This window comes from Streptomyces sp. JHA26 (assembly GCF_002005565.1).
GTDB lineage: Bacteria > Actinomycetota > Actinomycetes > Streptomycetales > Streptomycetaceae > Streptomyces.
In genome coordinates this window covers 1-11468 of sequence record NZ_BDJC01000100.1, presented here as the reverse complement: position 1 = coordinate 11468, position 11468 = coordinate 1, and the positions used below count along the sequence as shown (strand labels likewise).

General features: G+C 75.4%; 11 protein-coding genes. 7 read left to right on the top strand and 4 right to left on the bottom strand.

Annotation, left to right across the window (positions count from 1 at the left end):
• Positions 1-313: 313 nt before the first annotated feature.
• Both JHAT_RS32645 and JHAT_RS32640 read left to right on the top strand, forming a co-directional pair.
• On the top strand, positions 314-883 hold the full coding sequence (locus JHAT_RS32645; RefSeq protein WP_077801894.1) for a helix-turn-helix domain-containing protein: 570 nt from the start codon (positions 314-316) through the stop codon (positions 881-883).
• Between the two features lie 7 nt (positions 884-890).
• Positions 891-1610: a helical backbone metal receptor gene (locus JHAT_RS32640; protein WP_077801893.1), complete on the top strand. Its 720-nt coding sequence runs from the start codon at positions 891-893 to the stop codon at positions 1608-1610.
• Here JHAT_RS32640 and JHAT_RS32635 read toward each other — a convergent pair.
• The gene (locus JHAT_RS32635; protein ID WP_077801892.1) at positions 1537-2694 is read right to left on the bottom strand and encodes a TDT family transporter; all 1158 of its coding nucleotides are present in this window, start codon (positions 2692-2694) and stop codon (positions 1537-1539) included. The genes JHAT_RS32640 and JHAT_RS32635 overlap by 74 nt on opposite strands.
• 70 nt (positions 2695-2764) lie before the next feature.
• Between JHAT_RS32635 and JHAT_RS32630 the strand changes: the two genes are divergently transcribed.
• The gene (locus tag JHAT_RS32630) at positions 2765-3721 is read left to right on the top strand and encodes a LysR substrate-binding domain-containing protein (RefSeq protein ID WP_077801891.1); all 957 of its coding nucleotides are present in this window, start codon (positions 2765-2767) and stop codon (positions 3719-3721) included.
• Between the two features lie 25 nt (positions 3722-3746).
• Here the strand turns inward: JHAT_RS32630 and JHAT_RS32625 are convergent, their stop codons facing one another.
• Both JHAT_RS32625 and JHAT_RS32620 read right to left on the bottom strand, forming a co-directional pair.
• Complete coding sequence (locus JHAT_RS32625) at positions 3747-4448, bottom strand: gamma-glutamyl-gamma-aminobutyrate hydrolase family protein (protein ID WP_077801890.1); 702 nt, start codon at positions 4446-4448, stop codon at positions 3747-3749.
• Positions 4449-4534: 86 nt separating this feature from the next.
• On the bottom strand, positions 4535-5269 hold the full coding sequence (locus tag JHAT_RS32620) for a FadR/GntR family transcriptional regulator (protein WP_077801889.1): 735 nt from the start codon (positions 5267-5269) through the stop codon (positions 4535-4537).
• Between the two features lie 73 nt (positions 5270-5342).
• Here JHAT_RS32620 and JHAT_RS32615 point away from each other — a divergent pair, with 73 nt between their 5' ends.
• The 4 genes from JHAT_RS32615 to JHAT_RS32600 are packed head-to-tail and all read left to right on the top strand — an operon-like array spanning position 5343 to position 9877.
• The gene (locus JHAT_RS32615) at positions 5343-6707 is read left to right on the top strand and encodes a glutamine synthetase family protein (RefSeq protein WP_077801888.1); all 1365 of its coding nucleotides are present in this window, start codon (positions 5343-5345) and stop codon (positions 6705-6707) included.
• 8 nt (positions 6708-6715) lie between these two features.
• On the top strand, positions 6716-8107 hold the full coding sequence (locus JHAT_RS32610) for an aldehyde dehydrogenase (RefSeq protein WP_253195684.1): 1392 nt from the start codon (positions 6716-6718) through the stop codon (positions 8105-8107).
• A complete protein-coding gene (locus tag JHAT_RS32605; protein WP_077801887.1) occupies positions 8104-8895 on the top strand; it encodes a 3-oxoacyl-ACP reductase in 792 nt (263 codons plus the stop codon). Before JHAT_RS32610 ends, JHAT_RS32605 begins: the two co-directional genes overlap by 4 nt.
• A 37-nt stretch (positions 8896-8932) precedes the next feature.
• Positions 8933-9877: a DUF2510 domain-containing protein gene (locus JHAT_RS32600; RefSeq protein ID WP_077801886.1), complete on the top strand. Its 945-nt coding sequence runs from the start codon at positions 8933-8935 to the stop codon at positions 9875-9877.
• A gap of 1 nt (position 9878) precedes the next feature.
• On the opposite strand, the gene JHAT_RS32595 is transcribed toward JHAT_RS32600, so the two are convergent.
• Positions 9879-11081: an amino acid deaminase/aldolase gene (locus JHAT_RS32595; RefSeq protein WP_077801885.1), complete on the bottom strand. Its 1203-nt coding sequence runs from the start codon at positions 11079-11081 to the stop codon at positions 9879-9881.
• Positions 11082-11468: the final 387 nt, after the last annotated feature.

Genomic DNA, 11468 nt, shown 5'->3' with positions numbered 1-11468 from the left:
AACACGGATAGGATCCGGACAACCACGGAGCGCCATGCCACCACCCGAACCCGGGCGGGGAGGCGGAGCGGACCGGCGGGAACACGCGGAGCCGCCCGCGCCTTGAACCGGTAAGGCGCCCGTCGTACGGAGCGGGCGGCTCGTCGCGTGGCGAGAACCGTGAGGTCCCGGCCACCGCGCCGTGACAGCGATGTGACGGCCGCATGAAACGGTTTGCCGAACATGCGTAGGGTGCAGAGAACTCCTCGGGAGGACGGCGCCCCGGCACGGGACGGCGGTACGACGGCGACGGGCGAAGGAGGGAGCCGGAGCGATGGGCGACCACAAAGACCAGCACCTTCGAGTGGGCGCGGCCGTACGGCGGCGGCGCCGGACCCTGGAGCTCACGCTCGCCGTCGTCGCCGAGCGCAGCGGTCTGTCCGTGCCCTTCCTGAGCCAGATCGAGAACGACCGGGCCCGCCCCAGCCAGAGCTCCCTGGAGAAGGTGGCCGACGCCCTGCGCACCACCGCCGTGGAGCTGCTCGCCGCGGCCGACCCCGCGTGCAGCGTGGACGTGGTCCGGGCCGAGGACCCCGAGCCCGGGTTCGCGCCCAAGGTGCGGTCCCTGGTGCGCGGACACCACCAGATGCACGCCTCGGAGTTCACCGGCGACCACGACGCGGGCCGGGAACTGCAGTACCGCAACGACCAGTTGATGTTCGTCACCGAGGGTGCCGTGGAGATCGAGGCCGAGGGGCGCGCCTACCGGCTGGGACGCGGCGACACCCTGTACCTGACCGGCGGGGTGCGGCACCGCTGGCGGGCGACGGTGCCCGACACGCGGCTGATCGTCGTCGCCGTCGCCGAGCACATCGAGGCCGTACGGCACCGGCCGCGCCGGTGAGGCCGCGGTGAGGGTCGTCTCCCTGGTGCCGTCCCTGACGGAGTCCGTGGCCCGCACGGTCCCGGGCGCCCTGGTCGGCGCCACCGACTGGTGCACGCACCCGGCCGGCCTCGAGGTCGCCCGGATCGGCGGCACCAAGAACCCGGACGTCGAGCGGATCCTCGCCCTCGCCCCCGACCTGGTGCTCGCCAACGAGGAGGAGAACCGGGCCCCCGACCTGGACGCTCTGCGCGCGGGCGGCGTCGAGGTCCTGGTCACCGAGGTGCGCACCGTCGCGCAGGCCTTCACGGAGCTCACCCGGGTCCTGACGGCCTGCGGCGCGCCGTCCCGGCCCCGGTGGCTGGAGACGGCCCGGGAGGCCTGGTCGGCCCTGCCGGTCCCGGAACGCCGCGCCACGGCCGTCGTGCCGGTCTGGCGCCGCCCCTGGATGGTGCTGGGCCGCGACACCTTCGCCGGTGACGTGCTCGCCCGTCTCGGCGTCGACCACCTGTACGCCGGCCACACCGAGCGCTACCCGAAGGTCCCGGTCGAGGAGCTGCGGGCGGCCCGCCCGGACGTCGTGGTGCTGCCGGACGAGCCGTACCGCTTCACCGCCGACGACGGACCCGAGGCCTTCCCCGACCTGCCCTGCGCCCTCGTCGACGGGCGGTGCCTCACGTGGTACGGGCCGTCGCTGGCCGAGGCGCCCCGGCTGCTGGGCGCGGCCCTGCGGGCAGCGCGCCGCTGAGCAGGCCGCGCGCGGTGCACACGGCGGCGACGGTCCAGGCGGCGGCGAGCAGGGCGTACAGGGCGAGGGCGAGCACGTCGTAGGCGATCAGACCGGTGCGCCGGGCGAGCGCCTCGCAACCGGTGACACAGGTGCCCACCGGGAAGGTGAACGACCACCACGTCATCGAGAAGCGCATGCCCCGGGGCCGGGCCCGCACGACGTGCGCGGCGGCGAGGACCAGCCACATCAGCGCGAAGCCCGTCACGGGTACGCCGTACAGGACGGCGAACACGGCGAACCCTCCGGCGTACGGGCCGGGCAGGACGCCGGGCGCCACGTCCGCGAACTTCCCCACGGCGGTCGTGGACTGCCCGAGCGGGCCCAGCACCAGGAACAGCGACGGGGTGAGCGCGAGCGGCAGTGGACCGCCCGTGACCAGCCGCCCGAAGATCACCGGGAGCGTCACCAGCGTCGCGAGCAGACTCAGCCCGAACATCGCCACGCAGGCGAGCAGCAGCGTCTCCCGGGCCTGACCCGGCGGCAGGTGCGGGACCAGCAGCGGGCCGACGGCCGCGGACACCATCGGCGCGACGAGCGGCAGCAGCCACACGGGGCTCGCCCCACCCGGTTCGATGCGGTGCCGCACGGTCATCAGGTACGGGACGGTCACGGCCGCCGCGAGCCCGACCGCCGTCCCCGCGGTGAACAGCACGGTACCGAGGGCGACCGCCGCCGGCCCACCGGTCACGTCCCGGCCGACGGTCACGGCGCCGCCGCCGACCGCCAGCAGGGCCATGGACAGGCAGCCGTAGAAGGGGGCCGCGGCCGGGTCCAGCAGATGGGCGCGGGCCTGGTCGCGGTGGTGCCGCCAGTGCAGGGACCGGGCCACGAGCAGGACCGTCAGCAGGACGAGCGACAGCGCCCAGACGGCGGTGCAGAGGGCGCGCAGACCGGGCACCTGCCAGGGGAGCGCGGCGCCCGCGGTGCCGACGACCGCGGTGCCCATGACGCACGCGTACCAGTTCGGACCGAGATGGCGGAGGAGCGGGAAGGGCCGCACCGGGGCGGAGGCGGGGGAGAGGGGCTGGGCTGCGGTGACCATGCTCCCACCGTCCCGGCACCGGGAGCCCCTGACCAGGGATCATGTCCCTATGAGGGCATAAGCTGGGGTTATGAGCAGCAGGAGTGTCAGGGGCGGCGGGGAGGGCGGACCGGGCGAGCCGGCGCGGCACGTGGCGGGCTCGCTGTCGCACCGGGTACCGGATCTGGGCGCCATGGAGCTGCTGCTGGCGGTGGCGCGGCTGGGCAGTCTCGGCGGGGCCGCGCGCGAGCTGGGCATCACCCAGCCGGCCGCCAGCAGCCGCATCCGCTCGATGGAACGCCAGCTGGGAGTGGCCCTGGTGGACCGCTCGCCGCGCGGCTCCCGGCTCACCGACGCCGGCGCACTGGTCACGGACTGGGCGCGCCGGATCGTGGAGGCGGCCGAGGCCTTCGACGCGGGCGCGCAGGCGCTGCGGGACCGGCGGGACTCGCGGCTGCGGGTGGCGGCGAGCATGACCATCGCCGAGTACCTGCTGCCGGGCTGGCTGGTCGCCCTGCGCGGCCAGCTGCCGGACACCGCCGTGTCCCTGCTCGCCGGGAACTCGGCGGCCGTGGCGGAGCGGCTGCTCGCCGACGAGGCCGACCTCGGGTTCGTGGAGGGCGTGAGCGTCCCGGCGGGCCTGGACTCCGCCGTCATCGCCCACGACCGCCTGATCGTCGTGGCGGCACCCACCCATCCGTGGGCCCGCCGGCGCCGCCCCCTGGCCGCCGCGGAACTGGCGGCGACCCCGCTGGTCCTGCGGGAGGAGGGATCGGGCACCCGGCAGGTCCTGGACACGGCCCTGGGCGGCCTGGCCCGTCCCCTGATCGAGCTGTCGTCGACCACCGCGGTGAAGGCCGCCGCCGTCGGCGGCGCCGGTCCGGCGGTCCTCAGCGAACTCGCCGTCGGCGAGGAGCTCACGACGCGGCGCCTGGTCAGCGTGCCCGTGGCGGACGTCGCCCTGGCGCGCGACCTGCGCGCCGTGTGGCCGACGGGCCACCGCCCGACGGGACCGGCGCGGCAGCTGCTGGCACTGACCCGGGGGTGAGTCCGCGCGGCGGGGCGCGGCCCGCTCAGCCGGTCCCGCCCGCTCTCGCCGCGTCCACCAGCGCCCGCATCACCCGCGGGTCCTCGCCCATCTCCGGATGCCACTGCACGCCCAGGACCCAGCCGTCGGCGGACGGCAGTTCCACCGCCTCCACCGTTCCGTCCGCCGCGTGCGCCGAGGCGATCAGGCCCGTGCCGAGCCGGTCCACCGCCTGGTGGTGATACGTCGGCACACACGTCTCCTCCGGCACGACCCCGGCGTACCGCGTGCCCGGCACCGGCGTGACCGGGTGGCCGCCGAACACGCCCACCGCCTCCGCGTGGCCCTCGACGTGCTGCACGAGCGTGCCGCCCAGGGCGACGTTCAGCAGCTGCATGCCCCGGCAGATGCCCAGCAGCGGGACGCGTGCCGCGAGGGCCGCCCCGATGAGCGCGAGCTCCCACGCGTCGCGGGCGCGCGCGGGCGGACCGGTGCGCGGGTCGGGCTCGGCGCCGTAGCGGGCCGGCTCCACGTCGGGGCCGCCCGCGACGACCAGGCCGTCGAGGCGGGCCACGGTGGCGGCGGCGTGCTCCGGCGCGTCCGGCGGGAGCATGGCGGCCAGCCCGCCCGCCCGCTGCACGAGCCGCGGATACCCGGCGGGGAGCAGCGCCGCCTCCAGCTCCCACACGCCCCAGCGCGCCCGGGACTCCAGATACGTGCTGACGCCGATCAGCGGCCTGTCCGCCATCCGCCCTCCCGGTGAAGAACCGCACCCCTACCCTTGCAGACCGGTCCGCCCTCGCGGCAGCCCGAGGCACCCCGCGGAGCGGACCCTCACGCCAGGAACCCGCGCAGCAGCGCGGCCGTTCCCGCGCAGTGCTCCCGCATGATCTCCCGCGCCCCGTCCGCGTCCCCGTCGAGCACGGCCCCCACCAGCGCGGTGTGCTGCCGCTGGGAGTGCTCCAGGTTGCGCACCAGCAGCGGGATGCAGTCCAGCAGACCGTTCACGCTCGCCCGTACGGCCGCGTACTGCGCGGCCAGCGTCGGCGAGCCGCACAGCTCCGCGAGGGCGAGGTGCAGCAGCGTGTCCCGCCGCCGGTACTCCGCCGGCGGCGCGTCGTGCGTGGCGTCCAGCGCCGCGCGCAGCCGCGCCGCCCGCCCGCCCGTCAGCCCGTGCGCGGCGCACAGCCCGGCCGCGCCCACCTCCAGCACCTCCCGGAAGCGCAGCACGTCCTCCAGGTCCACCCCGGCCACCCGGCGCCGCAGCTCGTCCGCGCCGCCGGTGTCCGGGCGGGGCAGCACGAACGTACCGCCGTACCGGCCGCGCCGGGCCTGAAGCAGCCCCTGGTCCCGGAGCACCTTCAGGACCTCGCGCAGCGTCACCCGGCTGACCCCCAGCCGCTCCGCCAGCTCCCGTTCGGCGGGCAACCGCCCGCCCGCCGGCACCAGGCCGAGGCGGACCACCTGGAGGATCTGCTCCAGCGCCTCCTCGAAGCCGTTGCCGGCCCGCACCGGCCGCAGCACCGGCGTGAGCCGGTCCGGCGCGCTCCCCCCGTTCCCCTCCGGCATACGGCCGCGCCCCCTTCCCAACCAATGGTTCCCACCCATACCTTATGGGTCCCGGTCGGAAGGAGGACCCTCCGTGGCGGACCGCACACCCCCGCTCGGGGTCGAGGAACTGCACGCCCTGGTCGCGGGCGGTGACATCGACACCGTCGTCCTGGCCTTCCCCGACATGCAGGGGCGCCTGCAGGGCAAGCGGTTCGCCGCGCGGTTCTTCCTCGACGAGGTCCTCGAACACGGCACCGAGGGCTGCAACTACCTCCTCGCCGTCGACACCGACATGAACACCGTCGGCGGATACGCGATGTCCTCCTGGGACCACGGCTACGGCGACTTCGCGATGCTCGCCGACCCCACCACCCTGCGCCGCCTGCCCTGGAACGAGGGCACGGCCCTGGTCGTCGCCGACCTCGCCTGGAACGACGGCTCCCCGGTGTCCGCCGCGCCCCGCCAGATCCTGCGCCGCCAGCTGGAGCGCCTCGCCGCGCACGGCTGGCGGGCCCAGGTCGGCACGGAGCTGGAGTTCATCGTCTTCCGCGACACCTACGAACAGGCCTGGGACGCGAACTACCGCGCGCTGACCCCGGCCAACCAGTACAACATCGACTACTCGGTCCTCGGCACCGGCCGCATCGAGCCCCTGCTGCGCCGCATCCGCAACGAGATGGCGGGCGCCGGCCTCACCGTCGAGTCCGCCAAGGGCGAGTGCAACCCCGGCCAGCACGAGATCGCCTTCCGCTACGACGAGGCCCTCGTCACCTGCGACCAGCACGCCGTCTACAAGACCGGCGCGAAGGAGATCGCCGCCCAGGAGGGCATGTCGCTCACCTTCATGGCCAAGTACAACGAACGCGAGGGCAACTCCTGCCACATCCACCTCTCCCTCGCCGACGCCGACGGCAACAGCGTCATGCCCGGCGACCGGGAGGGCGGCATGTCCGACGTCATGCGGCACTTCCTCGCCGGACAGCTCGCGGCGCTCCGCGAGTTCTCGCTGCTCTACGCCCCGAACATCAACAGCTACAAGCGCTTCCAGCCCGGCTCCTTCGCCCCGACCGCCGTCGCCTGGGGCCACGACAACCGCACCTGCGCCCTGCGCGTCGTCGGCCACGGCCGCTCCCTGCGCTTCGAGAACCGGCTCCCCGGCGGCGACGTCAACCCCTACCTCGCGGTGGCCGGCATGGTCGCGGCCGGCCTGCACGGCGTCGAACAGCGCCTGGAGCTGCCCGACCCCTGTCCGGGCAACGCCTACGCCGCCGACTTCGCGCACGTCCCGACCACCCTGCGCGAGGCCGCCGAGCTGTGGGAGAACAGCGCCCTCGCCGAGGCCGCCTTCGGAGACGAGGTCGTCGCCCACTACCGCAACATGGCGCGCGTCGAGCTGGACGCCTTCGACGCCGCGGTCACGGACTGGGAACTGCGCCGCTCCTTCGAACGCCTGTGAGGTCCCCCTTGTCCGACGAGCTCCGCGTACTGAACCCCGCCACCGAAGAGGTCCTCGCGACCGTCCCCGCCACCGGTGCCGCCGACGTGGACGCCGCCGTCGTCCGGGCCGCGCGGGCGCAGACGGCCTGGGCCGCGCTCGCACCCGGCGACCGGGCCCGGCTGCTGCGCCGGTTCGCCGCCGCCGTCGACGGGCACCTGGAGGAACTGGCCCGGCTGGAGGTACGGGAGGCCGGGCACACCGTCGGCAACGCCCGCTGGGAGGCGGGCAACGTGCGCGACCTGCTCGACTACGCCGCCGGGGGAGTGGAGCGGCTCACCGGACGGCAGATCCCGGTCGCCGGCGGCCTCGACGTCACCCTCCTCGAACCGCTCGGGGTCGTCGGCGTCATCGCCCCCTGGAACTTCCCGATGCCGATCGCCGCCTGGGGCACGGCCCCCGCCCTCGCGGCCGGCAACGCGGTCCTCCTCAAGCCCGCCGAGACGACCCCGCTGACCGCCCTGCGCCTGGCCGGACTGGCCCTGGAGGCCGGGCTGCCGGAGGGCCTGTTCCAGGTGCTGCCGGGCCGCGGGCCGGTCACGGGCGACGCACTGGTCGGACACCCGGGCGTGGCGAAGATCGTCTTCACCGGATCGACGGCCGTGGGACGGCAGGTGGCGGCCAAGGGCGCGGCCCTCCTCAAACCCGTCACCCTCGAACTCGGCGGCAAGAGCCCCAACATCGTCTTCGCCGACGCCGACCTGGAGGCCGCCGCGGCCGCCGCCCCCATGTCCTTCCTCGACAACGCCGGCCAGGACTGCTGCGCCCGCACCCGCATCCTCGTCCAGCGGACGGTGTACGACCGCTTCCTCGGCCTCCTCGCCCCCGCGATCGAGTCCGTCCGCGTCGGCGACCCGGCCGACGAGAACACCGACATGGGCCCGCTGATCTCCCGCGCCCAGCTCGACCGCGTCCGCTCCCACGTCCCCGACGACGCCGACGGCATCCGCGGCAAGGCCCCCGAGGGCGGCCCCGGCTTCTGGTTCCCGCCCACCGTCCTCACCGGCGTCGACCCGCGGGCACGCGTGGCCGTCGAGGAGGTCTTCGGCCCCGTCGCCGTCGTCCTGCCCTTCGAGGACGAGGCCGACGCGATCCGCCTGGCCAACGCCACCGACTACGGCCTGTCCGGCTCGCTCTGGACCCGGGACGTCGGCCGCGCCCTGCGCGTGTCGGGCGCCGTGCGCGCCGGGAACCTGTCCGTCAACTCCCACTCCAGCGTCCGCTACTGGACGCCGTTCGGCGGGTTCAAGCAGTCCGGGCTGGGCCGCGAGCTGGGCCCGGACGCGCTGACCGCCTTCACCGAGACCAAGAACGTCTTCCTCAGCAACGTCCCGACGAGCACGGAGGGCCCCGCACAGTGACCGAAGCCACCGAGGACACCGTCTGCCGCAGGCTCGTCGGCCGTACCGCCGTCGTCACCGGAGCCGGCAGCGGCATCGGCCTCGCCTCCGCCCGCCGGCTCGCCTCCGAGGGCGCGCACGTCGTCTGCGGCGACGTGGACGAGACGAGGGGCGAGGCGGCGGCCGAGGAGACCGGCGGCCTCTTCGTCCGGGCCGACGTCACCGACCCCGAGCAGGTCGAAACGCTGTTCCGGACGGCGTACGACACCTACGGCAGCGTCGACGTCGCCTTCAACAACGCCGGCATCTCCCCGCCCGACGACGACTCCATCCTGGAGACCGGCCTGGAGGCGTGGAAACGCGTCCAGGAGGTCAACCTCACCTCCGTCTACCTGTGCTGCAAGGCCGCCATCCCCCACATGCGGCGCCAGGGCAGGGGCTCGATCATCAACACCGCATCCTTCGTCGCGCGCATGGGCGCCGCCACCAGCCAGATCTCGTACACGGCCTCCAAGGGCGGCGTCCTCGCCCTGTCCCGGGAGCTGGGCGTGCAGTTCGCCCGGGAGGGCATCCGGGTCAACGCCCTGTGCCCCGGCCCGGTCGACACCCCGCTGCTGCGGGAACTGTTCGCCAAGGACCCGGAGCGGGCGGCGCGCCGGCTCGTCCACATCCCCCTCGGCCGCTTCGCCCGGGCCGAGGAGATCGCCGCCGCCGTCGCGTTCCTGGCCAGCGACGACTCCTCCTTCGTCAACGCCACCGACTTCCTGGTGGACGGCGGGATCTCCGGGGCGTACGTCACACCGCTGTAGACCGCCCGGCCCCTCGTCCTACAGTGCCGGGATGAGCATGACGCCTCCGCCCGGCTGGTACCGCGACCCGTCCGCCCCGCACCGGGAACGCTGGTGGGACGGCACCGCCTGGACCGGGCACCGGCGCGCGCCCGAGGGCTTCGGACCGCCCCTGCCGTCGCCCCCGCAGCCACCGGCCGGGCCGCCGGCCACGGGCGGCGGCCCGGGACGGCGACCGGGCGGCGGCGGCCGGCGCGCGAAGGCCGCCGCCCTCACCGCCGCCGCGACCGCCCTGGTCGCGGCGATCGCCACGGGCGTCGTCCTCCTCGGCGAGGACGACGACACGGGCGCGACGGCCCGGACCCCGCCGACCTCCGCGGCCCCCGCACCGCGGACCGCGTCGCCGACCCCCTCCGCGTCCTCCACGGACGACCCCACCGTCGTCGAGGACCAGCTCAACGGCATCACCTTCCCGCTGCCGGCCGGCTGGGTGCGCCCGCAGCACGTCCCCGGGGACGACGTCGTGATGACCACGGACGGCACCTACGACTGCCCCGGCGACGGCGGCGTGTGCCGGCACGGCCTCGTCGTCTCCCGCACGGTCACCGCGACCGCCGAGACCTCCCCCAGGACCCTCGCCGAGCAGGACATCGAGGACGCGGCCGACGACGCCTACGACCGCGACGAACTCGGCGGCAAGCCCTTCGGCGGCATCGAGTCCCACGAGGTCGTCGCATCCGGGGCGGTCGCGGTCGCCGGACGCGCCGGGTACTACGTGCGCTGGCGGGTGACGACGGCCGAGGGCCCCGGCGGCTACGTGCAGTCGATGGCGTTCCCGTCCACCGTCGGCACCGAGTCCCCGATCCTCGTCCGCTACGTCTTCGACGCCGGCGAGGACGGACCGCCGCTCGCCGACATGGACCGGATCACCAAGGGCATCCGGCCCGTCGGCGACGCGGGCACGGGCGGCGGCGTGGGCAGCGGCATCGGCCCCTCGGCCTGACCTACAGGCAGGTGCGTCCCTCGCCCCGGTACGTCGGCACCGTCGCCGTCACCGCGTCCCCCTCCACCAGGTGCAGCGCGTCGAACCGCTCGCACAGCTCGCCGGCCTTCGCGTGCCGGAACCACACCTTGTCGCCGATCAGCAGGTCGTCCGCGGGGGAGCCCAGCAGCGGCGTCTGCACCTCGCCGGCGCCCTCCTGGGGGTCGTAGCGCAACCCCTCGGGCAGGTACGGCACCGGGAGCCGGTCGGCGCCGGCCGCGCCGGAGGCCGGGTAGCCACCGCCGAGCACGGTCACCACACCGACGCCGGGCCGCCGCACCACGGGCTGGGCGAACAGGGCCGCCGGACGCCCGCTGAACGACGTGTAGTTGTCGAACAGCCGCGGCACGTACAGCCCGGAGCCGGCGGCGATCTCGGTGACCGCGTCCTCCGCGGCGGTGTGCTGCACGCTGCCCGTGCCGCCGCCGTTGACGAACTCCAGGCCGGGCACCACGGCCCGCACCGCCCGCACCACCGCGGCGCGCCGCTCGGCGAGTTCGCGCCGGGCGGCGGCCTGCATCAGCCGCACCGCCCGCGACCGCAGCGGCCGACCCGCCACCGCGTCCCCGACCCCGGCCACATGACCCTCGTACGCCATGACGCCGACGACCTCGAACCCCGGCCACCGGGCCACCGTCCGGGCCAGGTCGGCGACCTGTGCGGGGGAGTGCAGCGGGGACCGCCGCGCCCCCACCCGCACCCGCCCGCCGAACAGCCGCAGCGAGGTGTCCAGCTCCAGGCAGACCCGCACCACCTCCCGGCCGCCGTCCCGGGCCGCGTCGATGAACCGCAGCTGCGCCGGGTCGTCGACCATCACGGTCACGGCGGAGGCCAGCTCGGGATCGGAGGCCAGCTCCGCGTACCCGGCGCGGTCCGCGGACGGATAGGCGAGCAGCACGTCCTCGAACCCGGAGCGCGCCAGCCACAGGGACTCGGCCAGCGTGAAGGACATGACGCCCGCGAACCCGTCCCGGGCCAGGACGCGTTCGAGCAGGGCACGGCAGCGTACGGACTTGCTGGCGACCCGGATCGGCTTCCCGCCGGCCCGGCGGACCAGGTCGTCCGCGTTGGCGTCGAAGGCCTCCAGGTCCACGATCGCCAGGGGAGCGTCCAGATGGGCGGTGGCCCGGTCGTAACGGGCCCGGTCGACGGCGCGCGCGGTCATGGACGCAGCCTGCCAGACGGGATTACCGCAGGGTAGGGGGACGTTCCGGGCCAATGCCACCGGCGCGCGGACTGGTTCACCTCCGGGCGGGGGCACGCCGTAGAGTGACGCGCACGCACGGCGGAGCGGTCCGGGCGGCAGGGCCCCGGGCCCGCGCCGGGATGGCGGTCCGCCCGTGCGGGTATGCGTGCCCGGGACGGCCCGTCCGCTCCGGGCCCGGGCAGGAGCAAGGCCGGCCCGCGCCGGACGACCGGCCCGGGCCCGAGGAAACGGGGGGTGCATGAGCACGGAAGCACGCCGCGCCTCCCTCCCCCCACGCCCCTCGACCCCACCCCCCGGCGACACGACCCGGCCGCTTCCTCCCCCGCGTCCCGCCGCGCCCGCCGG